This window comes from Suttonella indologenes, assembly GCF_900460215.1.
GTDB lineage: Bacteria > Pseudomonadota > Gammaproteobacteria > Cardiobacteriales > Cardiobacteriaceae > Suttonella > Suttonella indologenes.
In genome coordinates this window covers 526,623-553,029 of the sequence record NZ_UHIA01000004.1, presented here as the reverse complement: position 1 = coordinate 553,029, position 26,407 = coordinate 526,623, and the positions used below count along the sequence as shown (strand labels likewise).

The following is a 26,407-nucleotide window of genomic DNA, read 5'->3' as shown; positions in this document are numbered from 1 at the left end:
TGATACCTTCAATTGATAATTTTTTTTACAATCTTTTATGGAAAATTATCATGAAATACGAACTTCCAAAAATGGAAAAACCTCCTTCCCACACTTCTATCTCTTCTATTGAAACCGCCTTTATGGAATACCATGATGGCTCTTCACGCGAGGTCTTCTTTACGGACTCGCAATACATCGTCCCACACAACATGATGATTGTTTCGCGCACCGATTTAGACGGTTTCATTACGCATGCCAATGCAGACTTTGTCGATGCCAGCAGCTACACCAAAGAAGAAATTATCGGACAACCACATTTTTTTATGCGTCATCCACATATGCCTAAAGCTGCTTTTGCAGATCTTTGGACAACCATCCAAACAGGCGGGACTTGGATTGGCATGGTAAAAAACCTACGCAAAGACGGCGGTTACTATTGGGTCAAAGCCACCGTAACCACTATTCGCGATAAAGATGATAATATTGTCGGCTATCATTCAGTACGTCGCCGTATTGATCGCGACACTATCAAAGAATATGAAGAACGCTACGCGCAAATGCGCGCTGAAGAAAACGCCTAAACAGCCCCATCAAACAAGTAAAAAGCGGTGATGTCCAAACTCACCGCTTTTATTTTATAACGCCACACAATCTCTAATCTAATCTAATCTAATCTAATCTAATCTAATCTAATCTAATCTAATCTAATCTAATCTAATCTAATCTAATCTAATCTAATCTAATCTAATCTAATCTAATCTAATCTAATCTAATCTAATCTAATCTAATCTAATCTAATCTAATCTAATCTAATCTAATCTAATCTAATCTAATCTAATCTAATCTAATCTAATCTAATCTAATCTAATCTAATCTAATCTAATCTAATCTAATCTAATCTAATCTAATCTAATCTAATCTAATCTAATCTAATCTAATCTAATCTAATCTAATCTAATCTAATCTAATCTAATCTAATCTAATCTAATCTAAGTAATCCGACAAAATTAAATAATTACATTATTAAACTGTTTAAAGTTCAAGTTTAACGTTGAAGAGGGCGTTCAGAAATCTATGTCAGTTCAATCAAAGGCTCATCACCTTATCTAAGCGCCCGGGGAAATGGATAGACAACTGCATCATAGTTTGTCCCCAATTGTTGATAGGTCTTGTCCATTTCTCACCGGCATTTAACATAGCCACATACAGTAATTTAAGCAAGCTGTTTTCATTGGGGAAAGCACCTTTAGTTTTAGTCAACTTACGAAACTGGCGATGCAGCGCTTCAACCGTATTGGTGGTATAAATGGGTTTCCTGACTGCCTCAGGGTACTTAAAATAAGCCGATAGTAAATGCCATTTCTCTCGCCAAGAAGCTATCACCGCAGGATATTTACTGCCCCAGAGTCTGTCGAGTTCATCAAGGGCCAATTCGGCAGATTCTTTATTAACCGCCTTATACACAGGCTTTAAATCACACATAAAGGCTTTTTGCTCCTTGCTGGCTATGTAACGAATACTGTTACGGATTTGATCAATCACGCACAACTGTACCTCGGTATTAGGAAATATCGCCTCAATGGCTTCAGGGAAGCCTTTTAAACCATCAACACAGGCAATAAGAATATCTTCTACACCACGATTGTGTAAATCCGTCAGCACAGACAGCCAATAATTGGCACCCTCACTTTCAGAGCAGTAAAGTCCAATAAGCTCTTTATGCCCCTCGGTATTGAGGGCTAACAGTGTATAGACTGCTTTATTGACATAGCGTCCCTCATCTTTGACCTTATAGTGAATAGCATCAAGCCATACGATAGGATAAACGCTATCCAGTGCTCTGGATTGCCAGGCTTTAAGTTGTGGGATAAGTTGGTCGGTGATACTGCTGATGGCGGCTTCTGAAACCTCAAGCTGATAAATCTCGCTAATGTGCTCTTTGATAGCGCTATAGCTCATCCCGTGCGAGAACAGCGATAAGATATGATTGTCTATTTCAGGGCTGAGCTTAGTTTGGTGTTTCTTGACTAAGACAGACTCAAATTCTCCATTGCGGTCACGAGGAGTTTCAAGTTCGAAGCTGCCAAGTGCCGATTTGACCGTCTTTTTACTGTAACCGTTACGGCGGTTATTACTATTGAGATTCTGCCCAAGATAACTTTCTATTTCAGCTGATAAAGCTGCTTCAGTAAGTTGTTTAATAAGCGGGGCTAGGACCCCATCACTGCCTGTGATGGGCTTACCTGCTTGGATGGCTTTTAAAGCTTCGTTAAAGTCAAAGTGTTGCATAATGTCATTCCTTGTTTTCTGGATAGTTTATGGGAGTGACACAGTTTTTTGAACACTACCTAGATTATCACAATTGCTCTTTATTTTTTAGTGAGGTGCTTATCCCGAACTCAGGTTATAATATTAAAACTCAATTGGCATCGCATGCCTGAGTTGTAGCTCCCTCTCTCATCTCGTAGTGCTATAATTACGCATGGTGGCGTGTATCAAGGCTTTTGGTTGTAGCTCCCTCTCTCATCTCGTAGTGCTATAATAATCTCAATCGGGTAATCGGTGGTATTGAGGTTGTAGCTCCCTCTCTCATCTCGTAGTGCTATAATCCTTTTGCAGCGCATCCTGCAAAGATTTAAGTTGTAGCTCCCTCTCTCATCTCGTAGTGCTATAATGCAGCGGATGGAATTGGAGCTGGGCTTGACGTTGTAGCTCCCTCTCTCATCTCGTAGTGCTATAATGGATGTTGATGTGTATGGTGGCTCGCATGAGTTGTAGCTCCCTCTCTCATCTCGTAGTGCTATAATGGTTTGGCTAGGCGTAGCGGAACCCAAGTAGTTGTAGCTCCCTCTCTCATCTCGTAGTGCTATAATAAACACAGAGCGAGAATGCGAAGCAGACGAGTTGTAGCTCCCTCTCTCATCTCGTAGTGCTATAATGGTTTGGCTAGGCGTAGCGGAACCCAAGTAGTTGTAGCTCCCTCTCTCATCTCGTAGTGCTATAATTGCGCGGCACACTTACCGCCGGACTGCTTCGTTGTAGCTCCCTCTCTCATCTCGTAGTGCTATAATTAGCTTAGAGCGCGCCAAAACACATCTGCGGTTGTAGCTCCCTCTCTCATCTCGTAGTGCTATAATGAGCGGTAATGCGCATTTCATGCCTAAACCGTTGTAGCTCCCTCTCTCATCTCGTAGTGCTATAATTGCGCTCCACATACAGCGCCCCATTGATATGTTGTAGCTCCCTCTCTCATCTCGTAGTGCTATAATATCATCTTGACCATCAAGCACTACCGCCAAGTTGTAGCTCCCTCTCTCATCTCGTAGTGCTATAATAAGACCTCTGTTCCTTCGATATAACAGTTAGTTGTAGCTCCCTCTCTCATCTCGTAGTGCTATAATAACTTCTTTGAAATTAGCCTTCACTTCTTCGTTGTAGCTCCCTCTCTCATCTCGTAGTGCTATAATTTTCGTGGTTTCTTTAACAGTGCCATCCTGGTTGTAGCTCCCTCTCTCATCTCGTAGTGCTATAATGCACAGGCTCGTAGAGCCCAATTCAGGTAGGTTGTAGCTCCCTCTCTCATCTCGTAGTGCTATAATTATGCCGCTAAGCGCAGCGGTGCTTCGCTGGTTGTAGCTCCCTCTCTCATCTCGTAGTGCTATAATCCGTCCGCTGCAAGCCGAGGCAACAAAACGGTTGTAGCTCCCTCTCTCATCTCGTAGTGCTATAATCTTTGACACATGACCTATTAAATATACGATGTTGTAGCTCCCTCTCTCATCTCGTAGTGCTATAATCACACCGAGGACGGCGAGAAATACTTTGTGGTTGTAGCTCCCTCTCTCATCTCGTAGTGCTATAATCGTGATGAACAGGCACAAGCGGTCATTTTAGTTGTAGCTCCCTCTCTCATCTCGTAGTGCTATAATTCGGGCGTATCAGACAAGCCTGCACGGACTGTTGTAGCTCCCTCTCTCATCTCGTAGTGCTATAATAACAGCAGTGATTGTTGATAAAGACTATCCGTTGTAGCTCCCTCTCTCATCTCGTAGTGCTATAATTGCTGAGCAAACACAACAGACACACTTATCGTTGTAGCTCCCTCTCTCATCTCGTAGTGCTATAATAAACGATTACACAAATAAAAACTAGATTTAGTTGTAGCTCCCTCTCTCATCTCGTAGTGCTATAATACCCAAGCGATAAAGCTCTATTTTTATAGGCTTTATCGCTAATTTCTTGTCTAGTTTTCAAGAGCTAAAATAGCAAAATCTGATTCGCATTGACTTTTTTTTCACGCGGTTTCATTTCGCCGATTAGCATCAACATGCTCGCATATTGCTTTTCCGTAACTTCTAAACAGCGGACTTGCCCTTCTTCAGGTAAATTTTTCTGCAAGCGCGTATAGTGTTTATGCAAACCATCACGACCACGCACAATGCGCGCATATACAGATAGTTGCAGCATCTGATAACCGTCTTTAATCAAAAAATGGCGAAACCGATTTGCCGCTCTGCGTTTAGCAGCAGTCGTTACAGGCAAATCAAAAAATACTATCAAACGCATAAATTTTGCCTCACTCATAATCCTGCACCTTTAATGGCAATATTTCAGGCAGCTTTAATAATCCAGAATCGCCTTGTATCAATGCCGTTTGAAAAGATTGTACTGTTCGATCAATTGCCGACAACAGACTATAAGTTTTGCCATTCAGTTTTATCTGATGATGCAATAATGCAACTAGGCGGCTTTTCCATAGAGTATTTAACTCTCCGGGCAGCGTATTTTGCATCATCTGTTCATACACAAATAAATCTACCAATATGCGGTATGGCTCAATCAAATCATCGGCAAGATTAAACGGATTAAGTTCACTGCAATGTTGCACGCCAAGCGTGGGCAAAAATCCGTATTGCACCAAAGCGCGGGCAATCGCAGAACGCAAGATACTGTAACCATAGTTTAAGCAGCCATTAATCATATTTTCCTGAGCGCGTGTGAAGTCATGTCCAAAGAGCAGAGGAAAATACAAGGCTGCCGCTTGGCTTTCATGAAAAGTTTTATCGCCCGATTTCACGCTTTCTGCCAATGTTTTCAAACGCTGCGCGGCAATATCGTGCCCACTGTAATCCAACAGCCACGCCTGATTGCGTATTTTTTGTTTAACGATACCTTGCCAAAGCTGTTTCTTCTGCGGCAGACTTAAATTCATTTGTAAGTTTAGAATTTTCAGGCAGCGATGATATTGAGCAAACGGCAACCATTGTCCGCACGGCAAAAACTGTTCATCGCAAGTGAGCAAAGTAATCCCATTTTGCGCCAAAGCCGATAATAAAGGCGCGGTCAAAACCACTTCGCGCGCTTCAATCACCATCACGGCAATGTCTTCTAAAGGAACAGGAATACCCTCTTCCTGCTCAATTAAAAGATGCTTTTGTTTTAAGGAAAGCCTTGCAGGTTTGCTGATTACAATGCTACGCCATGCCATACTCCTCTCCTAATGCTGATATGATTCCCTAATTCCTAGATTTCCAAAAGACTGTATTCTTACCTCTTTTTCTTGTAATAAAAAATGGCTGCCATTATTTAGATGCAGCCATTAGCATTTAAGATTTTTTATTTTTCAATTCGGGACGTTTTTCTGCTTTGCATAAACGGATTTCTTTGCCTAAAGGATCAACTTGGTATTTTTTAAAGGATATAGCTGTTTTGACACCAACTCCTTCTAACATACCATCTTTTCCAACTTTAGAATCCAAATCATGAATACGAATATTAATATTGCCCGTACCACGATGACAGCTGGCAAAATAACCGAAAATTCTTCCTTTTTTACTTACTACCTCTACCAAATCATTTGGATACAGCGAAAACTTAAATTCAAAGCTTTCATCCATTTCGTCCCAATCTGATTCATTTGCACGAGCCACCACCGCCCGATTCGGCAAAATCCCCTTCGCCACCTGCCAAGCATAAATCGGCACCAGATAATTTTTGCCGCCTTTCGTGAATACGTCCACGCGCACCATCGTTGCATTGTCGGCAATTCCTTTGCCATCGCGCACCATCACACCTGATTTTTGCACATCTTCCACCCGCACCGCTTTTACCAAAGCACTCTGCCTACCATCTTTGGCAGGTTTGTAAAACGGCTCGGCAAAAGCTTTGGCAGGCTCGTCTTTAAATGCCTGTAAACGTTGGCGCAAAGCATCATAGAGCGCAGGTTCGCGGTCGGGATAGCCGACAATTTTTTCAATATCTTTTAATTTCAAGGCAGTCAGCGGTTTTTTCACCACGCTCACGCCCTCGTCCAAACGCTTAGCAGAGCGCACGGTTTCCAAATGTCCCTGCCCCGTCATTTTGCGATTCGGCGCACGCGACACAAACAACGGTTTCACAAACTCATGCACCGCTTCGGGGCGGCTGCTCAATTTCTCCGCCAATTCTTCATGCGGATTATCGCTGAACACGCGAATCATCACTTCCTGCCTGAAAAATTCCCATGGCTGCGGAATACGGGTTTTGACTTCGCCTGTTGCCGTATCAACCGTTTCCAAGATTTCGCGCCCCTGTATGGCTTTGGTGATTTTTTGCTGCATGGAAACGGTCGAACACGCCACCACAATCGCATCAAGGGCATGATGGCGGTCATTTTCTTCACGCACTTTCTGCAAGCCCCATAAACCGCGCAGCAAAGCCGTTATCGAGCCGTTGGAAGCAAACACGCGCCGCTTACCTTTGCCGCTTAAATACAGGTTTTCTTCCACAAATCCGCATAAAAAGCGAGCAATATAGCGCGTATCGTTTAAATTACGTTCCAAGAAACCCTGTTCGGCTTTGGTATCGAGCTTTGCCGTCTGAATACGCTGTTTTTTTCCGTAAGGAAAATCACAACCAGCCAAGCGTGCCTGAAATTCCCGCCATACGCGGCTATTGCTTGCACCGTCTAAATATTCATACGGCGTTTGATTGCGTTTTTTCTGGTTTTCACTGCCCAACACCAGCACTTTATTGTTCAAGCTATCGTCCCAAGTACGCGAAAATGGTAAAGCATGGTCAATTTCCACATAACCTTTTTCATTCAAACGGCTCAAATCGATTTCATTGCCCGAATACAGACATTTGCCGTGCTGTTGTCGATACAGTCGCAATTTAAGAATATCCTGTCCTTTCGGCTCGCCTGCAAAATGGGGAAACAATTCTTTAAACCGTTCCACCGCACGTTCGCGTTCTTTGCGGTTTTCTTCCTGTTTTTTCTCGATTTCTTTACGGTCTTTAAATGATTTACCCAATTCCCGCGCCGTTTCAATATGCACTCGCGCAGGCGAACCGTAGCGGCGGATAATCGCATTCACCACTTTCCGTACTTGTGTCAGCGTACGCAGCACCACAGGATTGCGTATAACATCGGCAGGAATGGGCGGCAATAACCTTTTGTTTTGATTTTCTTTTATTGCACGATGATCGCCATAGGCTGCTTTACAAGCCTCATCGTAACGCAAACCTTTTTCCATCTGTGGCAGGATTTTATGCAGCGCCAATAAAGACAATTCGATAAATTTGTCAAAACTCAGACCTTTTAATAAGGCGTCCAATACATTTTCAGGCAGCCCTAAATCTGCCAATGCCGTCTGAATATCTTCATCGGTTTTGTAAACGGAAAACGCCGTGCCGATTCTGTCCAATAATTCGGGATTGCGGATACGGTTGTTCCATGCCGCTTTCAAACCTGCTTTTTCCAATACCGTACGGATTTTGTGGTAAGCCTTCATTTCCATCAATGCGCCGCTTTCGGCTTTTTTCGCACTTTCCGCATCGCTGCCGTAACGCAAACCTTTAAACACCGCGCTTTCAGGCAACGCTAAAATCTTGCGCACTTGTGCATAAGTCAGCTTGGATTTTTGATACGGCTCGTCTAGTAGCAAACGGCGTTCATCATCAGCCAAAGCCCGCTCCTCACCGCCGTCCATAATCCGCAGATTGTTTAATTTAGTCAGCCAGATAAAACGTTCCGCGCTGTAAGTGTTTTTCGCCGCTTTATATTCAGACGACTCAAACCTGCATTTGCCCAACATCTTCAACACCGCCTCGCCCTGCAAAGCACTGCGCTGCGTCATCAGCAAAGCATCAACTTTTGCTTCCAAGTCTGCTGAAGCAAAGGGATTGCCAAATTCACGTTGTTTTTCAAATAACAAATGTAATTCTTTCTGTAAATCCAAGCGGTTGAAAGTATGTGAGTAATCGCCGCCTTTATTGCGTAAATGTCCGCTTTGCACGGCAAAATATTTTACTGCCAATTCTGCCGGCGTGCGGTATTCATCGGCTTGCAACAATTCATGGTTTTGCGCCACGCCTGCCAACAAACGCCCCAATTCCGATTTGCCGTCTTCCTGCAATTCGCTTTTACGCTGTGACAAATAACCGCGATGTTTCACCAAATGCAACAACACCGCCGCCCACTCTTTTGCCGCAAGTTTTTTGTCTAAACCTGCCACACGCAAAGCCCACGCATCAATCGGCAGATTTTCAGGCAACCTATTTGCACCAAAATCTGCTGCCTTTAAAATCCCTTCACGCTTCAATAAACGGCGTAAACGCAGCAAACGGTGCGCTCTGCGACGAATTAAACGACGTACACTACGTGCTTCTCGCCGCGCTTTTGCTAAAGAATCACCTGTTTTCGGCACTTCCGCCCGTTCAAATGTCCGCACACCGCAATCAAGTAAACCAATTGTATGTTCATTTTCATCAATCCAAACACAAGCCCAACCTACAGAAGCAATACCCAAATCCAAGCCCAAAATATAATTTTGCTGCGCCATAGCCCTTTCCTTTGTCCAGACAGTGAATAATTAGAAATCATACTGTTTTAAAACTTGAATTGTCAAACCAAGTGCAATAGTTTTTTAAAGTAAACTTCATAAGGTGTTTTCCAGCCTAAACACTTTCTCGGCCGTAGATTTAATTTGTCAACGACCGATTGAATATAATCATCGCTCCAACGGTTTATATCCTTTTGCTTGGGGAAATACTCCCTGAGCAACCCGTTTGTATTTTCATTTGCCCCCCTTTGCCACATCTGATGCGGCTCGGGAAAATAAAAAGCTGTGCCTAATGTTTGCGTAACTAAACTATGTTTGGCAAATTCCTTGCCTCTGTCCGGCGTAATTGACCGTAATTTATGCGGTTTAAGCAGGGTTATCATCGCCTCTTTCACCAACAATGCTTTTTTTGCCTGCAATCTTTTTCACCAACTCAAAACGGCTTTTGCGTTCCGTCAAAGTAAGCAAACAGGCACCGCCTGCGACACCCAATACCGTATCCGCCTCCCAATGTCCGAAACGGCTGCGGTTTTGCGCTGAAATCGGGCGTTCCTCCAATGTATGCGAAATCGTGATTTTTCCACGCTTTTCAAGATGATTTTTTCTCCGTCTTGTTCTGCCTTTATGGCGTAATTTTCGGCTTGCTTTGCCTTCGCTGATATCCAGCCAACCTTGATGAATCGCGCGGTAAATCGTATTAAAACCGATTGATAAATCAGATTTTTCAAATTCTAAGCGCTTGCTGAGCTGTTCGGGCGACCACTTGCCGTCCAACACCTTGCTTTGCACCAAATGATGATATTCCGCCCGTTTTAAATTGGGTATCGCTTTGCACTTTTTCCGATGCTTGATAGCCGCTGTGCGCCGAACTCGCTCGATATACTTTGAGTACATGCCTTTTTAGCTCACGGGAAATGGTGCTGCAGCTCCGCCCTAATTGTCGGGCAATCTCGGATTGTTTTTTGCCTTGAGCGAGCAGAATCATTATGCTTTCCCGTTCTGAAAGCGTAAGATGTCGGTAATAAGCGTTCATTTTAGAGTCCTTTTTTGTTGGGGAACAAAATTATACTCTATTATGAATGCTTCTTTTTTTTGCACTTGGATTGTAAATTCAAGAACATAAAAATCTACACAACTCAGCTAAATTTCTGCTTGCTATTATTCGCATAAGTATTTTATAATCCGCAGCATTGTTGCACTACGAGATGAGAGCCGTTGCTACAATAAGACCATTTGAAAAAATGTGTCGCGACGTATTCAGAAATGAATGTGCCCCTGAAAAGTTCTACTTTTCAGGGGCATCGTCTTTTTAGGTTGAATTAATTCATATCAAAATATTTGTGATACTCCTTACGTACATCGCCTAATTCATTGATAATCGTGCGAACAGTTACTTCATCTTTATTTTCAATCGCTATTTCTAAATCCGCAATTAATTTACGTATTTGCTGTATACCTTGCAGAAATTTTTCCTGATCTTGCGCATTAGCGTCAATACTCAATGCCTCTGCTTGACTAGCCCATTGGCTCAATTGTGCCGCAGGCTCTGCCATTGCCGCTATATTATCTGCGCCGTTAATAGCTTTAAAATTCCGTCCCATCAATTTCATTGTCGCTTCTAAATCTTTAGAGTCGTCAATAATTGCTGCCGCTGGCAAAGATGTTGCCGGAGCTTCAATATTAAGCGCTTCAACAGATGGCTGCACAATAGTTTGTGTACTTTCAGTGATAACATTACCATCAAGAACAAGCGCTTGAGTAATTTGCGTTTCTGTTACTACATCTGCTTTTACGGTTGAATCCGGACGTGCTTGTGCACGATCTTCTGCATTGGAGGTCTGCGCCATAGACGTAGCGCTAAATAAGATTGCCGATACAAGAAATAATTTTTTCATCTCTACCTCTGTTTTATATTAAAGGGACTAACAATATAACAAGATCGGCAATATTTGTGTTTTACATTCAGTTAAGCTTCAAGACTTATTTTGATTAGTTTTCTTTTTTATCGGACTTAGCCAATCCGGTTTTTCTTGCAAATCTGCACGAGTAAAAGCCAAGCTATCTGCGGAAATATTTTGCGTAATCACTGAGCCTGCGCCAATCGTTACGCGATCACCAAGACGCAGCGGCGCAACTAATGCGGTATTTGAGCCGACAAAAACCTGATTACCTATTTCCGTGCGGTATTTATTCACGCCATCATAATTACAAGTAATGGTGCCGGCGCCAATATTGACGTTTTTCCCAATGATAGCATCGCCGATATAGCTTAAATGGTTTACTTTGCTTCCTTCATCCACTATGCTCGCCTTAATCTCAACGAAATTGCCGATTTTTGCCGCCCGTTTTAATTGTGTATTTGGACGAATGCGCGCATACGGTCCGATTTCTGCATCAGCCGCAATCTGCGATTTTTCAATCATGCTCATCGGCTGTACGCGTACATTATCCCCCAATTCACAATCAATCAGCACACTGCCTGCACCAATATGCACATGATTTCCTAAAACAACTTTTCCTTTGAAAAAAACATTCGGCTCAATCAAGACATCATGCCCGACACTAATTTGACCATGCACATCAATTCGAGCAGGATCAATCAATGTAACGCCTACGGCTAATAATTGCTGGGCTTGACGTTTGCGATATACCGCCTCTGCCTGTGCGAGCTGCGCACGATTATTAATGCCTAAAGTTTCTTCTTCATTTTCAGCAAGTAATGCCGATACCTGCCAACCATTATCAGATAATAAGGCGATTAAATCCGTCAAATAATATTCTTTTTGTGCATTCTTATTATCAATTTGGGGCAAATATTCACGTAATAAAGCATTATTAATCGCCATAACGCCTGTATTGATTTCTTGAATTTTACGCTGCTCATCTGTTGCGTCTTTATGCTCGACAATTGCCACCACATTATCTTGAACATCACGCACAATCCTTCCGTAACCGCTTGGATCAGCGAAATTTGCGGTCAATAAGGCGGCTCCAGTCTTTTCCGCTTGCGTCAATAAAGCATTGAGGGTATTAACCGTGAGCAAAGGGCAATCGCCTAATAAAATTAATGTAATTGCTTCACTTTGCAAAAACGGCAAAGCTTGTATCACGGCATGTGCGGTCCCCAACTGCTCTTTTTGCTCAAACCAATGCAAATGAGGATAATCAGAGCTAATTTCCGCTTGTAATTGCTCTCCCAAATAACCGTATATCACAGCACTTGAGTGAATATTTAATTGCTTAAGCGTATCTAATAATAAACTCAACATTGGACGTCCGGCTAAAGGTTGAAGCAATTTAGGGCGCATCGAATTCATACGGGTGCCTTTGCCTGCCGCCAAAATCAAAGCATTAAATACATGATGAGACATTCTTTTTTCCTCAAATAAAAAGCCGACACAAGGTCGGCTTAAAAAATACAGCGCTTACCTGCGTGTGCGACGAATAGCTGATAATTGTGCGGTTAATTGCGCCAACTCAGTATGTAGATGTTTACCGTCTTCATCATCCGCCTGCAAACCGTGCATCCTCGCTTCCGCTCGTTCTTTTGCCGCTCGCACTTTGGCTTCGTCTAATTCCGCAGCACGCTCAGCGCTATCCGCTAATATAATCGTCTGCTGCGCCTGAACTTCTAAGAATCCGCCTGAAATATAGATAACCTCTTCCGCTCCTGATTCTAAAGTCAAACGTACTTGACCGGGCTTTAAACTTGCCATCAATGGCGTATGTCCAGCCAAAATGCCCAACTCTCCAGAAGCGGCAGTAACGGCAATTTGCTGTACCGTTCCCTCATAAAGAGAACGGTCTTGACTCACTACACTTACACGAAAAGCATTCGCCATGCTGCCTCCTTAGGCTTGGGCTTTCATTTTTTCAGCTTTTGCCACTGCTTCATCAATGGAACCGACCATATAAAATGCCTGCTCAGGCAAGTGGTCATATTCACCTTCAACAATTCCTTTAAAACCGGCAATCGTATCTTTTAAGGACACATATTTGCCCGGAGAACCTGTAAAGACTTCCGCAACGAAGAAAGGTTGCGATAAGAAACGTTGGATTTTACGTGCACGGGTAACGATTTGCTTGTCTTCCTCAGACAACTCATCCATACCTAAAATCGCAATAATATCACGCAATTCTTTATAACGCTGCAACACGCCTTGCACACGACGCGCAACCGAATAATGCTCCTCGCCAATAATCAAAGGATCTAATTGACGCGAAGTAGAATCCAAAGGATCTACCGCCGGATAAATTCCTAACTCGGCGATTTGGCGGGAAAGCACTACCGTTGAATCTAAGTGAGCAAAAGTTGTCGCAGGAGAAGGGTCAGTCAAGTCATCTGCCGGCACATACACCGCTTGAATCGAAGTAATCGACCCTTTTTTGGTAGAAGTAATCCGTTCTTGCAGCTTGCCCATTTCTTCCGCCAAAGTCGGCTGATAACCTACTGCGGAAGGCATACGACCTAAGAGTGCCGATACTTCCGTACCCGCCAAGGTATAACGATAAATATTATCCACAAAGAACAGAACATCACGCCCTTCTTCACGGAAATATTCCGCCATAGTTAAGCCTGTTAAAGCAACACGGAAACGGTTACCTGCCGGCTCATTCATCTGTCCATAAACAAGAGAGACTTTGTCTAATACATTAGACTCTTTCATTTCATAGTAGAAGTCATTACCTTCACGAGTACGTTCGCCGACACCGGCAAAAACGGAATAACCGCTATGCTCAATCGCAATATTACGGATAAGCTCCATCATATTAACGGTCTTGCCAACGCCTGCGCCGCCAAACAAACCGACTTTACCGCCTTTGGCAAAAGGACAAAGCAAATCAATAACTTTAATACCGGTTTCTAATAGCTCGGTAGAGCTTGATAATTCATCATAAGCAGGCGCTGCACGGTGAATGCCCCATTTAGCTTCCGCTTCAATTTCTCCTTGATGATCAATCGGCTCACCCAACACATTCATGATACGACCTAAAGTCGCCTTACCTACCGGCACCTGAATCGTTTTACCGGTGTTTTTAACCGACATACCGCGAACCAAACCATCTGAAGCGCCCATCGCAATGGTACGCACAACACCATCGCCAAGCTGCTGCTGCACTTCAAAAGTAATCCCGTTCTCTTCACCGATTAACGCATCATTGATATTTGGGATTTCATTAATTGGAAACTCAATATCTACTACCGCGCCAATAATCTGTACAATTTTGCCCGTACTCATAAAAACTCTCCTAATTCATTAGACGGCATCAGCGCCGGCAACAATTTCTGTTAATTCTTGGGTAATCGCCGCTTGGCGAGCTTTGTTATATTTCAGCTGCAATTCATTAATCAATGAACCGGCATTATCAGAAGCATTTTTCATTGCGATCATGCGTGCCGACATTTCAGATACGATATTTTCAAGCATCGCTTGTCTGACAATGCTTTCCAAATAACGCTTCATCAAGCGCTCAAGTAATTCGTCTGGAGAAGAATCATATACATAATCCCAAGAATGGCTGGCAGTCTTACCATCTCCATGTGCGATATTTGCCGGCAAAAGCCGTTCAATAGTCGGTTTTTGCGCCATCGCATTAATGAATGTGTTGCCAACAATATAAATTTGCTGAATTTCGCCGCGTTCGAAAGCTTCAATCATTGGATGGACTGCACCAATCAAATCCTGAATTTCCGGAGCTTCCGGATAATTCTCTACAGCCGAAATAATAGGAATATTGGCCTGACTTAAAAAGCTGACACCCTTTCTGCCAAAGACAGAAGCAACGACTTTACGACCTTGTGCTTTTTGATCACGCACATGCTGTAAAAAAGTTTTAAATAAATTAATATTTAAACCGCCGCATAAACCGCGATCAGTACTAATTAAGATATACCCAACTTTCTCAATCGCTTCTTTTTCATAACCAGTTAAAAAAAGATGCTGTTTTGCAGTACTCGCCTTTACCAAATGCGCAATCACACGCAGAATACTCTCAGCATAAGGTCTTCCTACTCGCATTTGATCTTGCACACGGCGAATCTTTGAAGCAGCTACCATTTCCATGGCACGCGTAATTTTCTGCGTGTTCTTTATGTTCTTAATCTGACCGCGTATTTCTTTGGCATTAGACATTGCGATTCCTTACCAAGTACCTTTTTCTTTGAACTCATCTAATGCAGTGCGAATTGCTGTTTCAATTTCATCATTATAATCGCCTTTTTCATTAATGCAATCTAATAATGCTTTATGTTCGCTACGCATATATGCCAACATCGCTGTTTCATATTGAATGATTTTTTCAACTGGAACAGTATCTAAATAACCTTTATCTGCAGCAAATAATGAAATACCCATTTCTGCTGTATTTAACGGAGAATATTGCTTTTGCTTCATCAATTCGGTAACACGTTGACCGTGTTCAAGCTGTTTACGCGTTGCTTCATCAAGATCGGAAGCAAATTGAGCAAAAGCAGCCAATTCACGATATTGAGCCAAAGCCAAACGAATGCCGCCACCTAATTTTTTAATAATTTTAGTCTGCGCAGCACCGCCAACACGAGAAACAGATAAGCCGGCATTAATTGCAGGACGAATCCCCGCATTAAATAAGTCTGTTTCTAAGAAGATTTGACCGTCTGTAATGGAAATAACGTTAGTAGGCACGAATGCAGAAACGTCGCCCGCTTGCGTTTCAATAATCGGCAAAGCGGTTAAAGAACCTGTCTTACCTTTGACTTCTCCATTAGTTAAACGCTCAACTTCTTTGGCATTAATACGAGAAGCGCGTTCAAGTAAACGTGAATGCAAATAGAAAACATCGCCGGGATAAGCTTCACGGCCGGGAGGACGGCGTAAAAGCAGAGAAACTTGACGATATGCCCATGCCTGCTTAGTTAAATCATCATATACGATCAATGCATCTTCGCCGTGATCGCGGAAATATTCGCCCATTGCACAGCCTGCATAAGCCGCAATATATTGCATTGCCGCCGAATCAGAAGCCGAAGCTGCCACAATGATAGTATGCTTGAGCGCATCGTGTTCTTCTAATTTACGCACAACTGCCGCTATTGATGAGGCTTTCTGACCGATTGCCACATATACGCATTTCACGCCCGTTGTTTTTTGATTAATAATTGCATCTACTGCAATCGCCGTTTTACCTGTTTGACGATCACCGATAATTAATTCGCGCTGACCGCGACCAACCGGCACCATTGCATCAATCGATTTTAATCCCGTAGGTAAAGGTTGATCAACGGATTGGCGCTCTATAACGCCGGGAGCGATTTTTTCGATAGGAGAACTTTGTGCGGTTTTAATCTCACCTTTGCCATCGATAGCCTCACCAAGCGCATTCACAACACGACCCAGTAATTCCCGACCGACCGGCACTTCTAAGATTTTACCCGTACATTTAACCTTATCGCCTTCACGTAAAGCAGTATATTCGCCCAATACCACTGCTCCGACACTATCACGCTCAAGGTTTAGAGCAAGTGCATATTCTCCGCCGGGCAAAGCAATCATCTCGCCCAGCATAACTTGTTGCAACCCTTGAATACGCACAATACCATCAGAAACGCTAATAATCGTCCCTTCTGCGCTGCTTTCTACTTTACTATCATAATCAGCAATTTTATTTTTAATAAAATCACTAATTTCTGCGGCATTTAACTGCATTTTAATTCCTCAAATCTTCTAGCTTTTGGGCAAATTGTTCAATCCGCCCTTTGGTCGACTGATCTAATACCAAACCATCATACTCAATTCTGACACCAGCAAGTAAATCAGCTTGCTCAATCACCTCAAGCAGCACTTTTTTACCCAATTTTTTTTCTAACATTTCTATAATGCTAGCTTTTTGTTGCGATTCTAAGACTTTAGCACTATAAACTTTAGCCTCACACACGCCATCAGCTTGGTGCATTTGCAATATAAATTGCTCGGCAATTTCGGGCAAAACAGAAAGGCGATTATTTTCTTGTAAAATATTCAAGAAATTTTCTTCTTCTTTCCGCATTATTTCGCCGCGATTTTTTTCCAAGCTTTCATTAAGCCAACTTTGCCATTCGGAAAAAAAGCCCGGTACGGTTAATCGAGAAATAATTGCTTCATTTTTGGCAAATGATGCAGAAATCTGCAAAAATTCCTGCCACTTTCCTAAAGATTCATTTGCTAAAGCCTGTTGATATGCGGCTTTAGCATAAGGTCTTGCAATAGTTTCAGATTGAGACATATTAGAATTTCTCGGCTAATTCTTGCAAAAGTCGTTCATGATCTTTTGCATTTACTTCACGCCCAATGACTTTTTCCGCACCTTCTATAACCAAAGCCGAAAGCTTTGATTGCAATTCGCGTGATACTTGATTTTTCTCTTGCTGAATTTGAGCACGCGCTTGATTTAATTCTAAATCACCCACTTTTTTTGCTTCTTCACGAGCAGCATCAACGATTTCATTTGCTTGCTTTTGTGCGCGACCAAGAATTTCATTTGCTTGCGCTTTCGTTTGCTCAAGCAAATCTGCAGATTCTTGCTGCGCACTTTGCATTTTGTGACGTGCACTGTCTGCCAAACTCAAACCTTCAGCAATTTTTTGCTGACGTTCAGCAGCTACTTTGGCAAAAATTGGCCAAATGACTTTATGCACGAACCACCAAAATACTAGGAAAGTGCCTACCTGGCCAATTAGGGTCAGAGTAATATCCATAGGATTGTACCTTTGGTTGATATGTCAAATTACGGCTGAATTCCACCAAGCAATGGATTAGCAAATACCATAATCAATGCAATTACCACACTAATCATCGCAATCGCATCTAATAAACCGGCGATAATGAAGAATTTGGTTTGCAATGGGTTCATCATTTCAGGTTGACGAGCACTGCTTTCGATATATTTGCCACCTAAAATAGCAAATCCAATACCTGTCGCCATTGCTGCCAAACCTAAGATAACGGCAATTGCAATTGCTGAAAAGCCTTGGATATGCATAAACGCTTCAATATTTCCCATGGGTATCCTCCTAGAGTAAATGAAATGAATGGAAAATTAGTGAGATTCTGCCATCGACATATAGACGATTGTCAAAATCATAAAAATATAGGCTTGCAGGATAACTACCAAAATATGGAAGATAGCCCAAGCACCGCCCGGTATAAACTGAACAAAAAATGGTAACAAAGCAATCAGAATAAAGACTAATTCGCCTGCAAACAGATTACCAAACAAACGCAATGATAAAGAGATAATCTTAGCGAAATCTTCAACAATTTTTAACGCAAAATTTATTGGGAATAACAGTGCCTTTTTCCACAGTACTTCTGCCTCGAAAGGATGAGACCCCATTGCTTTCAACAAGCCCATCGCGCCATGATTCGCCTTAAAAGCATACACATAAGTCAAAACCACAATAGTGATTGATAAGGCAAAGGTCGCGTTCACGTCTGTCGAAGGCACTACTTTCAGATAAGGAATTCCGACCAAAGAAGCGGCCGCCGGAAGCAAATCGACAGGAATGAGGTCCATCACGTTCCACAATAAAATCCAACAGAATACCGTTAAAGCTAAGGAACCGATATCTGCTCTTGATTTGCCGTAAAAATCTTTAACCGCATCATTGACAAAATCAAAAATCATCTCGGCAAAGTTTTGAGCAAAACCAGGTACGCCGCTGTCCATTTTTTTCGCAATGCTATAAAAAAACCAACAAAACAACACACCTAAAAGAATAGAGAAAAAGAGCGTATCAATATGTAAAGACCAAAATGTTCCCGGTTCGCCAATCACAAGATTGGTCATATGATGTTGGATAAATTCCGCAGCACCGGTTTTACCGCTATGTTCTGCCCCTGCCATATTTCCTCACTTCAGTATAAGCATCATAAAATAGCCGCCTACATAGGTTGTCGCAAATCCTATGACTAACCCCAAGGCATTTACTTGCATTTTCAGAAAAATGATCATCAAGATAATAATGATCAACCATTTTAATATTTCACATAACCACATCAGCGCATAAAACGTTCTTGCCTTCAATACCTTCGGCAATTTTCTTATAACTAGCATCAATGCAGCGCTTGTTATAATACTAACGAGAGTACCTAAGAATATTGGATGAGCAAGATAACGATAAGCTGACAGCCATGTCAGCACTAGCAAAACGATAGCAATTACCGTTTGTGTAACTAGTAATTTAACTACTGTTTTTTGCATTTGCGTTTATTGTCGGAATTATAAAAGCTAGCACACACGCGGTCAACGAAAAACTCACCAAAACCTCCATTTTTACCACTCAAACAAAGAGAATTATAGAATTAATCGAGACTTAGAACAATCACTCTCTGCATCATTTATATTCTCACCATGAAGAAAAGTGCCGCCCGGACTAAATCGAAGACGTAGAAAAATAATACAAGACAGCGAACCTTAAACAGGACAGAGATAGTCAAAGAGTTGAAAAAATATTACGGCCTTGGCCCGCCTTGCCGTACGCTGTTGTACTATCTGCGGCTCGCCGCCTTATACTAATTTCCACTTTCCCGCTATAGTAGCAGGATAAGCCGTAGTATTTTTCGATTCTCCGATAATAACGGTCGCTTATCTTCATGTAAATTATTAATTTCAAACGTATATCTCTAATTTCATGTTAAGATGAGGTATTCATTTAAGCTAAAAGACAACATCATGAAAAAATCATTTATTCCCTTTATGTTATCAGCCGCTTTTCTTCTCAATGGCTGCGTAACCGGCCATCTCTGGAGCGAAGCCACAAGCGACGATATTTCCATTTCTTATCAGGATATCGGCAGCGATAAAATCCATGCCTTCGGACAAGTCAAAACCACTACCGCACAACTGGAAGCCGGCAGCCTCATTATGATGGGCGAACGCTATTGGTATGTGCTAAACCCTGATTCCTCTGAAGACATTCAAACAGTGCTTAATGCCAAACTCAGCCAGCGCTATCAAATCTTTGACCACAATAACCGCAAACCGCTGCCCGCTTTGCCGGCAGTGCTCAGCGAAGAAAAAGATCCGACTTTCAGCAGCCGTTTCTGCCTGCGTTATGACATTCCTGAGCATCTTTCCGCCACCCAAGCAGCACAAGAACAAACGGAACTTTTGCGTGAGAAATTTACACCGGCAGCAGAAATGCCGCAGCAATACCATCGCTGCTTTTCCGCCGTCGGGAAAACCTTCTCCAAACCGGAAAATTTCAAAGTGGATTACCGCTTTGAGCAATATGTGCCTGTCAGTCTGGAAATGCGCCGAACAGAAAAGAAATCGAAAGATATGCTTGACGTACTCTTGACCATCGTCGCAACACCTATCGCTCTTACTACCGATGCCGCAATTGCCGTCGTCGCCGTACCGGCTCTGCTCTTATCTCTGCCGGCTGAAAAGTAAAAAATATCGCCCGATACTTATCGGGCGATATTTGCACAAATGGCAACTGCGCTTGAAGTCTTAGGAACGTTGATCAAAACCCCATTTGCCGAAAATCGATTCCAATTCATCAAGGGATTGGTATTTCAAGACAATTTTGCCATTGCCTTTTTTCTTGTGATTGATTGCCACGGCAAAGCCGAGAAAATCGCTGACGCGCGATTCAAGGGCTTCGATATCGGCGTTTTTCAAAGGTATTTTGACCGCTTGTTCTTCTTCGCCCTTAAGCAATTGCCGCACCCGCGCTTCTGTCTGGCGCACGGTCAGTTCTTTGGCAATGATTTCGCCGACCATCATTTGCTGTTGGGCAGGTGATAGGCTGAGCAAGGCGCGGGCATGTCCCATATCGATTTTTTCATCGCTCAAGGCTTGTTTTACCGGCTCGCTTAATCCCAGCAGGCGCAAACTATTGCTGACGGCGGAGCGCGAGCGCCCGATTAATTGCGCAATACGTTCATGCGATAAAGAAAATTCATTCGCCAATTGCTGCAAGCCCTGCGCTTCTTCCAAGGCATTTAAGTCGGAGCGTTGCAGGTTTTCAATCAATGCCACGGCAAGGGCTTGGCGGTCGTCATAATGTTTGACCACGCAGGGCACTTTGTTTAAGCCCGCTCTTTGCGAGGCGCGAAAACGCCGCTCGCCGGCGACTATTTCATAGCGTTCATGTCCGATCGGGCGTACGACTAAGGGTTGCAATACGCCGTGTTCGCTAATCGATTGCGCCAATTCGCTGAGCGTCTGCTCGTCAAAAAGGCGGCGCGGCTGATAGCGTCCTGCCTGAATCCGCGCCACATCGATTTCTTTCAGCGTTTCTAATTCGGGTTTTGCCAGTACATCGCGTCCGCTGTCGTTCAAAATATCGCCCAAACCCTTGCTTAAACCGCCTTTTTTCATCCTTTCTCCTTATGCCTCAATTCCCTAAACGCTGCGCCAATTCCTGTGCCACCGCCTGATATGCCAAAGCGCCTTTTGAGCGCGGATCGTATTGCACAATCGGCTGTCCGTAGCTGGGCGCTTCCGCCAAGCGCACATTGCGCGGAATAATTTCGTTAAAAACCAGTCCTTTCAGATGCTCAATCAAATTATCCGAGACTTCGCGCGTCAGCCGCGAACGCGGATCGAACATGGTGCGCAAAAAACCCGCCACACGCAAATCGGGATTAATGCTTTGCCGCACCTGTCCGACCGTATCCAATAATGCGCCCACGCCTTCCAAAGCGAAATATTCGCATTGAATCGGCACCAGCACATATTGCGCTGCCACTAAGGCATTGACGGTTAATATGTTTAATGTCGGCGGACAGTCGATAAAGACCCAATCGAAGCCCTCTATCCAGCCCGTGCAATGGCGCTGCAAGGCGCTGTGTCTTGCCGCTTGGGCGGCTAAATCTTTGTCGTCGGCGCTTAAATTTTCATTGGCGGGCAAGAGCCAAATACCGCTGTCGGGCAAATGCAGACAGACATCTTCAGGCGCTTTGCCGCCTGTTAAAACTTCCATGACGCCGAATTCGATTTCCCGATGCGCCACGCCGCAAGCCACGGTGGCATTGCATTGGGGATCCATATCGATCAGCAGCGTTTTTTTGCCTTCCGCCGCAAAAGCTGCCGCAAGACTGACTGCGCTGGTGGTTTTGCCGACACCGCCTTTTTGATTGCTGACCGCAATAATCTTAGTTGCCATCTACCGCCTCCCGCCGTACGCAAACCCATAAACGCGGCGCATCCAGCAGCGGCACATGCACCTGCTGCACGGTGCTTTTCACAAATCCCGCGATGCTGCATTGCTCATCATCATGCGCTTTCATCAAGCCCCATGTGCTGTCCGCATGCCCCAAATGCGCGCTCACGCGCACAAAGCCGTCAATATCTGCCATCGCGCGGCTGACAATCCAATCCATCGCCTGTTCTGGCTGCCATTGCTCGGCACGCTTAGCGATGACCTGCACATTCTCCAAAGCCAGACAGCGTACCGCTTCGCGTAAAAACGCCGTTTTTTTATGATTGGATTCAACCAAATACAGCGACCATTGCGGTCTTGCCATTGCCCACATCAGACCGGGGAAACCCGCGCCGCTGCCGATATCGGCAATCCGCAGCGCAGAGGCGTTCAGCAAAGGCACAAGCGCCAAGCAATCCAAGAGATGCAGGCGCACCTGCTCCTCAGGCGCACGCACCGCCGTCAAATTATGCACGCGGTTCCATTTCTCCAAAAGCTGCAAATATTCTTGCAAGCGCGCAGACAAGGAAGGCGGCACATCGATGGCTAATGCCGCCAAACCCAGCTCAAGCAAAGCACTCACTGACATGAATTATTTTTTCCCTGCCAAGCGCGTGAAATATTCCAATAATAAAGCTACGGGACGACCCGTACCGCCTTTACCGCCGCCACGCTGCCAAGCTACGCCGGCAATATCCAAATGCGCCCAATCGTATTTTTGCGCAAACTGGCTTAAAAATGCCGCTGCCGTTACCGCCCCCGCCTCGCGCACGCTAGAAGCATTCGCCAAATCCGCAAAAGGACTCTTCATCATCTCGAGATAATCCTCATCCAAAGGCATACGCCAAACGCGGTCATGCACCGCTTCTCCCGCCAAATACAAAGCCTGCTCCAGCTCCGCATTATTGCCGAACAAGCCCGCGCGCGGCGAGCCGAGAGCAATCACACAAGCGCCGGTCAAGGTCGCCAAATCAATTACCGCCTGCGGTTCGTAGCGCTCGGCATAAGTCAAAGCATCACAGAGAATCAAACGCCCTTCGGCATCCGTATTTAAAATCTCAATCGTCTTGCCAGACATGCTGCGCACAATATCGCCGGGCTTGACCGCCGCACCGCTGGGCAAATTCTCCACCGCAGGAATCAAAGCCACCACATGCACAGGCAATGCCGCCTTTGCCACCGCCGCCATCGCGCCGAATACCGCCGCCGCACCGCCCATATCGTATTTCATCAAATCCATGCCATCGGCAGGTTTAATCGAAATACCGCCGGAATCGAAAGTCACGCCCTTGCCCACCAAGACCACCGGCTTTTTATTCACCGCTTTTGCCGGCTGATAGCTCATCGTAATAAAACGCGGCTCCTGAACCGATCCTTGCGCCACACAGAGCAAAGCACCCATTTCCAAAGCCTTAATCTCTTTGGTTTTCAGCACTTTTACCGATAAATCCTCATATTGCTCCGCCAATTGCTCGGCTTGTTCCGCCAACCAGCGGGGCGTACACACATTCGGCGGCGTATTGCCCAAATCGCGCGTCAAACTGCAACCCGCATTCAAAGCATCCGCCCAAGCCAAATCCTGCTCGACCTGAGTCTCTTTTTTCTCAAGCAGCCATTCGCCCTGCCATTTCTTGCGCCATTTTGCCGCCTTTTTATCGCTGTCGCTTATCGTCTTAAACTGCTCAAAACGATAAGCGCTATGATATAAAGCGCCGACAAAAACACGCGCCGCCCGACTTACCGGCACATCTTGCAAAGCAAAAACGCATTTATCCCAGCGATGCTCGGCAATCTGCGACCAAACCGCAGGCGCTATCTGACGCAAAGCCCCCTCGCCTGCCGACAAACACAATACCAATACGCGCGCCGCTTTCACGCCCTCGACCGCATGGAACAAAGCCCATTTGCCCGCCTCCGGCAAATCACCCGCCTGCTGACGCGCGGAAAAATAGCCCTCCGACGCCTTATCCACAGCCTGCAAAGCCTCGCCAAAACGCCCTTTATCATCCAACCACAGCACCAAGACATCAGCGCCGACTTTCGCCGCCTGCGCATTTTTAGCAATCACATTCATAAAGCACCCTGTAAAAAACAAAGACAGGCTTAACCTCAGCCCTCAAAACAGTTTAGAATACCATAATCACATAACGAATTCAGACGAAGGAAACATGAGGCTTCCTACCCTTTACCGCTACATCATGCGCGAAATCGCCGCCTTATTCATCGCCATTATCATCATTTTGCTGGCAATTATTTTGAGCTTTCGCCTAGCGCGCCTGCTCTCCGCCGCGGTGGCGGGCGACATGAGCCTGTCCGCCGTGTGGCAGCTGATCGGCTTGCAGGCGGTAAATATGCTGATTATTTTAATTCCGGTCGCCCTGATTTTAGCCGCGGTCATGACCCTAAGCCGCCTCTACAGCGACCAAGAAATGAGCGCCGTATTCGCCAGCGGCATCAGCCGCGCCCACATCCACCGCATCATCTTTGTAAGCGCCGCTCCCGTCTGCACCCTGCTCTTGTATCTCACGCTGATGATTATGCCCGATGTGTACCGCCAAAGCGCCGCCATCCGCGACCAAGCCCGACAGCAAGCCAGCTTTGCCCTGCTTAGCGCCAACAGTTTCCGCCGCCTTGACAACGGCATCAGCATCCACACCGGCGATTTCAATGCCGGCGCCTATCAAGACTTCTTCATCGCCCAACACGGTGCAGGCAACAATGCCGTCATCTTTTCCGACAGCGGACGCATCGAAACCCGCGGCACGGAGCATTTCCTGCATCTCAAGCAAGGAACGCGTATTGCTTGGCAGGATAACCATGACATGCAAGAAGCCGGTTACACCGAATTCCGCGCCGCCGAGTTGCATTTGCCGAGCAGCGAAAGCCGCCGCGACGAACGTCTGCGCAACCTCCCTACTGCAGAACTGGGCACCGACAGCCGCGAACATCTCGCCGAATGGCAAACCCGCCTTAATCCCGCCGTCGCCATGCTGATTTTCTGCTTGTGCATCCCCATGCTTGCCCACACAGGCCCGCGCAAAGGACGCCAACAAAAACTCCTTCCCGCATTCTTGTTATTCGCCATCTACAGCAGCGCCCTTGATAACGCTGTGAAAGCCGTGACCAAAGGCTCTCTGCCTGCCTTACCGGGCAGCTTTATCGTACATGCCGTGGTTTTTACCGGCATTTTCTGCTGGTGGCTTAAAGCAAGGAAATCCCTCTAATGAGCAAATTCGACCGCTATTTACTGCGCACGCTACTCATCAGCACCTTTGTGACCTTAATATTCCTTTTAGGCATAGATTTTCTCGTACAAAGCAGCGATGAAGCCGACAATCTAGGCGTAGGCAAATACTCATTCCTTGTAATGATATATGTTCTTGCTCTGCAAATTCCCGATAAAATTATCGAATTTCTGCCTGCCGCTATCTTAGTCGGCAGCATCATGGGACTGGGACAACTGGGCAATCAGAACGAACTCACCGTTGTACGCGCCGCCGGCGTTTCCAAGCTACGCCTCTCACGTGCCGGTATTCTCATGGCTTTTTTCCTAGGCATCGGACTCATCGGCATCAGCGAATACATCGCCCCCGGCATGAATGACAAAGCCGAACTCACGCGTAATCAAGCACTAGGACGGGCAAGTGCCAATCATTTTGCACAAGGTATCTGGCTAGACAGCGGCGAAGACGGCTACGTGCATATCGCCCAATTCAATCCCGACGGTAGCTTAGGCGGACTCAGCTTTTATCGGCAAGACAGAGAAGGCAATATCCGCATAGACAAAGTGCGTCGAGCCGAACATCAGGGTGATTACTGGCAACTCAGCGACAGCCATAGCATCATGCTTAACAGCACACGCTATCAATTGGGCGAAGGCAGAAACACTTGGCATAATTCCGTCAATCCGCAAACCTTAAGCCGCCTTGCCGATACCTCTAGCGCTCAAACCATCGCCGAACTCTATACGCTCACGCAATTCCTCAAAGCCAACCGTATTGAGCATCGCAATGAATCATTGCGCCTATGGCAGCAACTCTTTCTGCCGCTTTCTACGCTCGCTATGCTTCTGCTCGCCCTACCCTTTGCCTACGGACAAGTACGCAGCGGCGGCGGTGGCGCACGTCTGCTCATCGGCATCTTGCTCGGCGTGAGTTACTACGTGCTGCAAGCCATCCTCTCTAGCATGGCATTATTGCTGCATTGGCCGCCGATACTCGGCGCCTTGCTGCCCATACTCATACTCGGCATACCGCCCTTTATCGCCCTCTTACGCAATTAAGCGTTACCGCCCGTGTAAAAAATTACAAATAGATAAGGTAGCCTGCTAAAAACGCTAGCAATTTGAGCTTAAAGCGGCTACCCTTACGCAAAGGCGGCTGATAAAGTCATACAAAGCAAATTCATACGAATTTCCTGAACTTATTACACAGCA

The 26,407-nt window shown here is 45.1% G+C and carries 23 protein-coding genes, 1 pseudogene and 1 CRISPR repeat array; of the genes and pseudogenes, 4 read left to right on the top strand and 20 right to left on the bottom strand.

What is annotated here, in order from left to right:
• Nucleotides 1–50 precede the first annotated feature (50 nt).
• Nucleotides 51–563 carry a PAS domain-containing protein gene (locus tag DYC63_RS06785; protein WP_115218533.1) on the top strand — a complete coding sequence of 171 codons (513 nt, stop codon included), beginning with the start codon at nt 51–53 and terminating at the stop codon, nt 561–563.
• Nucleotides 564–1,068: 505 nt separating this feature from the next.
• On the opposite strand, the gene DYC63_RS06780 is transcribed toward DYC63_RS06785, so the two are convergent.
• From DYC63_RS06780 to DYC63_RS06705, 16 genes and pseudogenes are all read right to left on the bottom strand, one after another.
• A complete protein-coding gene (locus tag DYC63_RS06780; RefSeq protein ID WP_115218532.1) occupies nt 1,069–2,274 on the bottom strand; it encodes an IS256 family transposase in 1,206 nt (401 codons plus the stop codon).
• 149 nt (nt 2,275–2,423) lie between these two features.
• A CRISPR array of direct repeats spans nt 2,424–4,175; the repeat unit is 36 nt; unit sequence GTTGTAGCTCCCTCTCTCATCTCGTAGTGCTATAAT.
• A gap of 64 nt (nt 4,176–4,239) precedes the next feature.
• Nucleotides 4,240–4,566 (bottom strand): CRISPR-associated endonuclease Cas2, encoded by a 327-nt coding sequence (gene cas2, locus DYC63_RS06775; RefSeq protein ID WP_115218531.1) that lies wholly within the window; start codon nt 4,564–4,566, stop codon nt 4,240–4,242.
• Nucleotides 4,559–5,470, bottom strand: a complete 912-nt coding sequence (gene cas1, locus DYC63_RS06770) for a type II CRISPR-associated endonuclease Cas1 (protein ID WP_115218530.1) — start codon at nt 5,468–5,470, stop codon at nt 4,559–4,561. Before cas1 ends, cas2 begins: the two co-directional genes overlap by 8 nt.
• A 118-nt stretch (nt 5,471–5,588) precedes the next feature.
• Entirely contained in the window at nt 5,589–8,804 is a 3,216-nt protein-coding gene (gene cas9 / locus DYC63_RS06765; protein WP_115218529.1) for a type II CRISPR RNA-guided endonuclease Cas9, read from the bottom strand.
• 62 nt (nt 8,805–8,866) lie between these two features.
• A pseudogene (locus DYC63_RS06760) lies at nt 8,867–9,837 on the bottom strand (IS30 family transposase).
• A 286-nt stretch (nt 9,838–10,123) separates the two neighbouring features.
• Nucleotides 10,124–10,699, bottom strand: coding sequence for a cytochrome b562 (locus tag DYC63_RS06755; RefSeq protein WP_115218528.1), 576 nt, complete (start codon nt 10,697–10,699; stop codon nt 10,124–10,126).
• A gap of 78 nt (nt 10,700–10,777) precedes the next feature.
• Nucleotides 10,778–12,175 carry a bifunctional UDP-N-acetylglucosamine diphosphorylase/glucosamine-1-phosphate N-acetyltransferase GlmU gene (gene glmU / locus DYC63_RS06750; RefSeq protein ID WP_115218527.1) on the bottom strand — a complete coding sequence of 466 codons (1,398 nt, stop codon included), beginning with the start codon at nt 12,173–12,175 and terminating at the stop codon, nt 10,778–10,780.
• A 54-nt stretch (nt 12,176–12,229) separates the two neighbouring features.
• Nucleotides 12,230–12,646, bottom strand: a complete 417-nt coding sequence (locus tag DYC63_RS06745; RefSeq protein WP_115218526.1) for a F0F1 ATP synthase subunit epsilon — start codon at nt 12,644–12,646, stop codon at nt 12,230–12,232.
• Between the two features lie 9 nt (nt 12,647–12,655).
• The gene (atpD, locus tag DYC63_RS06740; protein WP_115218525.1) at nt 12,656–14,044 is read right to left on the bottom strand and encodes a F0F1 ATP synthase subunit beta; all 1,389 of its coding nucleotides are present in this window, start codon (nt 14,042–14,044) and stop codon (nt 12,656–12,658) included.
• A gap of 18 nt (nt 14,045–14,062) precedes the next feature.
• A complete protein-coding gene (gene atpG / locus DYC63_RS06735; protein WP_115218524.1) occupies nt 14,063–14,938 on the bottom strand; it encodes a F0F1 ATP synthase subunit gamma in 876 nt (291 codons plus the stop codon).
• 9 nt (nt 14,939–14,947) lie between these two features.
• The gene (gene atpA, locus DYC63_RS06730) at nt 14,948–16,489 is read right to left on the bottom strand and encodes a F0F1 ATP synthase subunit alpha (RefSeq protein WP_115218523.1); all 1,542 of its coding nucleotides are present in this window, start codon (nt 16,487–16,489) and stop codon (nt 14,948–14,950) included.
• A gap of 1 nt (nt 16,490) precedes the next feature.
• A complete protein-coding gene (locus DYC63_RS06725) occupies nt 16,491–17,045 on the bottom strand; it encodes a F0F1 ATP synthase subunit delta (protein ID WP_115218522.1) in 555 nt (184 codons plus the stop codon).
• Between the two features lies 1 nt (nt 17,046).
• On the bottom strand, nt 17,047–17,517 hold the full coding sequence (locus DYC63_RS06720; RefSeq protein WP_115218521.1) for a F0F1 ATP synthase subunit B: 471 nt from the start codon (nt 17,515–17,517) through the stop codon (nt 17,047–17,049).
• Nucleotides 17,518–17,546: 29 nt separating this feature from the next.
• Nucleotides 17,547–17,822, bottom strand: coding sequence for a F0F1 ATP synthase subunit C (gene atpE / locus DYC63_RS06715; protein WP_115218520.1), 276 nt, complete (start codon nt 17,820–17,822; stop codon nt 17,547–17,549).
• A gap of 36 nt (nt 17,823–17,858) precedes the next feature.
• Complete coding sequence (gene atpB / locus DYC63_RS06710) at nt 17,859–18,665, bottom strand: F0F1 ATP synthase subunit A (RefSeq protein ID WP_115218519.1); 807 nt, start codon at nt 18,663–18,665, stop codon at nt 17,859–17,861.
• A 6-nt stretch (nt 18,666–18,671) separates the two neighbouring features.
• Nucleotides 18,672–19,022 carry an ATP synthase subunit I gene (locus DYC63_RS06705; RefSeq protein ID WP_115218518.1) on the bottom strand — a complete coding sequence of 117 codons (351 nt, stop codon included), beginning with the start codon at nt 19,020–19,022 and terminating at the stop codon, nt 18,672–18,674.
• Between the two features lie 471 nt (nt 19,023–19,493).
• Between DYC63_RS06705 and DYC63_RS06700 the strand changes: the two genes are divergently transcribed.
• Nucleotides 19,494–20,216, top strand: coding sequence for a thiosulfate sulfurtransferase (locus DYC63_RS06700; RefSeq protein WP_115218517.1), 723 nt, complete (start codon nt 19,494–19,496; stop codon nt 20,214–20,216).
• A 60-nt stretch (nt 20,217–20,276) separates the two neighbouring features.
• Here the strand turns inward: DYC63_RS06700 and DYC63_RS06695 are convergent, their stop codons facing one another.
• From DYC63_RS06695 to DYC63_RS06680, 4 genes are read right to left on the bottom strand one after another with little or no spacing between them, the layout of a single operon-like run.
• The gene (locus DYC63_RS06695; protein ID WP_115218516.1) at nt 20,277–21,149 is read right to left on the bottom strand and encodes a ParB/RepB/Spo0J family partition protein; all 873 of its coding nucleotides are present in this window, start codon (nt 21,147–21,149) and stop codon (nt 20,277–20,279) included.
• Between the two features lie 16 nt (nt 21,150–21,165).
• On the bottom strand, nt 21,166–21,936 hold the full coding sequence (locus DYC63_RS06690) for a ParA family protein (RefSeq protein WP_115218515.1): 771 nt from the start codon (nt 21,934–21,936) through the stop codon (nt 21,166–21,168).
• Nucleotides 21,926–22,561 carry a 16S rRNA (guanine(527)-N(7))-methyltransferase RsmG gene (gene rsmG / locus DYC63_RS06685; RefSeq protein WP_115218514.1) on the bottom strand — a complete coding sequence of 212 codons (636 nt, stop codon included), beginning with the start codon at nt 22,559–22,561 and terminating at the stop codon, nt 21,926–21,928. Before rsmG ends, DYC63_RS06690 begins: the two co-directional genes overlap by 11 nt.
• A 3-nt stretch (nt 22,562–22,564) precedes the next feature.
• Nucleotides 22,565–24,046 (bottom strand): leucyl aminopeptidase, encoded by a 1,482-nt coding sequence (locus tag DYC63_RS06680; protein ID WP_115218513.1) that lies wholly within the window; start codon nt 24,044–24,046, stop codon nt 22,565–22,567.
• Between the two features lie 94 nt (nt 24,047–24,140).
• Between DYC63_RS06680 and lptF the strand changes: the two genes are divergently transcribed.
• Both lptF and lptG read left to right on the top strand, forming a co-directional pair.
• A complete protein-coding gene (gene lptF, locus DYC63_RS06675; RefSeq protein ID WP_115218512.1) occupies nt 24,141–25,196 on the top strand; it encodes an LPS export ABC transporter permease LptF in 1,056 nt (351 codons plus the stop codon).
• Nucleotides 25,196–26,254, top strand: coding sequence for an LPS export ABC transporter permease LptG (lptG, locus tag DYC63_RS06670; RefSeq protein WP_115218511.1), 1,059 nt, complete (start codon nt 25,196–25,198; stop codon nt 26,252–26,254). The genes lptF and lptG overlap by 1 nt, the downstream gene beginning before the upstream one ends.
• Nucleotides 26,255–26,407 lie beyond the last annotated feature (153 nt).

What these genes read in the sequence shown, in the direction of transcription:
- DYC63_RS06785 (WP_115218533.1), top strand. Translation starts at nt 51, where the DNA reads ATGAAATACGAACTTCCAAAAATGGAAAAACCTCCTTCCCACACTTCT.
- cas2 (WP_115218531.1), bottom strand. Translation starts at nt 4,566, where the DNA reads ATGAGTGAGGCAAAATTTATGCGTTTGATAGTATTTTTTGATTTGCCT.
- cas1 (WP_115218530.1), bottom strand. Translation starts at nt 5,470, where the DNA reads ATGGCATGGCGTAGCATTGTAATCAGCAAACCTGCAAGGCTTTCCTTA.
- cas9 (WP_115218529.1), bottom strand. Translation starts at nt 8,804, where the DNA reads ATGGCGCAGCAAAATTATATTTTGGGCTTGGATTTGGGTATTGCTTCT.
- DYC63_RS06755 (WP_115218528.1), bottom strand. Translation starts at nt 10,699, where the DNA reads ATGAAAAAATTATTTCTTGTATCGGCAATCTTATTTAGCGCTACGTCT.
- glmU (WP_115218527.1), bottom strand. Translation starts at nt 12,175, where the DNA reads ATGTCTCATCATGTATTTAATGCTTTGATTTTGGCGGCAGGCAAAGGC.
- DYC63_RS06745 (WP_115218526.1), bottom strand. Translation starts at nt 12,646, where the DNA reads ATGGCGAATGCTTTTCGTGTAAGTGTAGTGAGTCAAGACCGTTCTCTT.
- atpD (WP_115218525.1), bottom strand. Translation starts at nt 14,044, where the DNA reads ATGAGTACGGGCAAAATTGTACAGATTATTGGCGCGGTAGTAGATATT.
- atpG (WP_115218524.1), bottom strand. Translation starts at nt 14,938, where the DNA reads ATGTCTAATGCCAAAGAAATACGCGGTCAGATTAAGAACATAAAGAAC.
- atpA (WP_115218523.1), bottom strand. Translation starts at nt 16,489, where the DNA reads ATGCAGTTAAATGCCGCAGAAATTAGTGATTTTATTAAAAATAAAATT.
- DYC63_RS06725 (WP_115218522.1), bottom strand. Translation starts at nt 17,045, where the DNA reads ATGTCTCAATCTGAAACTATTGCAAGACCTTATGCTAAAGCCGCATAT.
- DYC63_RS06720 (WP_115218521.1), bottom strand. Translation starts at nt 17,517, where the DNA reads ATGGATATTACTCTGACCCTAATTGGCCAGGTAGGCACTTTCCTAGTA.
- atpE (WP_115218520.1), bottom strand. Translation starts at nt 17,822, where the DNA reads ATGGGAAATATTGAAGCGTTTATGCATATCCAAGGCTTTTCAGCAATT.
- atpB (WP_115218519.1), bottom strand. Translation starts at nt 18,665, where the DNA reads ATGGCAGGGGCAGAACATAGCGGTAAAACCGGTGCTGCGGAATTTATC.
- DYC63_RS06705 (WP_115218518.1), bottom strand. Translation starts at nt 19,022, where the DNA reads ATGCAAAAAACAGTAGTTAAATTACTAGTTACACAAACGGTAATTGCT.
- DYC63_RS06700 (WP_115218517.1), top strand. Translation starts at nt 19,494, where the DNA reads ATGAAAAAATCATTTATTCCCTTTATGTTATCAGCCGCTTTTCTTCTC.
- DYC63_RS06695 (WP_115218516.1), bottom strand. Translation starts at nt 21,149, where the DNA reads ATGAAAAAAGGCGGTTTAAGCAAGGGTTTGGGCGATATTTTGAACGAC.
- DYC63_RS06690 (WP_115218515.1), bottom strand. Translation starts at nt 21,936, where the DNA reads ATGGCAACTAAGATTATTGCGGTCAGCAATCAAAAAGGCGGTGTCGGC.
- rsmG (WP_115218514.1), bottom strand. Translation starts at nt 22,561, where the DNA reads ATGTCAGTGAGTGCTTTGCTTGAGCTGGGTTTGGCGGCATTAGCCATC.
- DYC63_RS06680 (WP_115218513.1), bottom strand. Translation starts at nt 24,046, where the DNA reads ATGAATGTGATTGCTAAAAATGCGCAGGCGGCGAAAGTCGGCGCTGAT.
- lptF (WP_115218512.1), top strand. Translation starts at nt 24,141, where the DNA reads ATGAGGCTTCCTACCCTTTACCGCTACATCATGCGCGAAATCGCCGCC.
- lptG (WP_115218511.1), top strand. Translation starts at nt 25,196, where the DNA reads ATGAGCAAATTCGACCGCTATTTACTGCGCACGCTACTCATCAGCACC.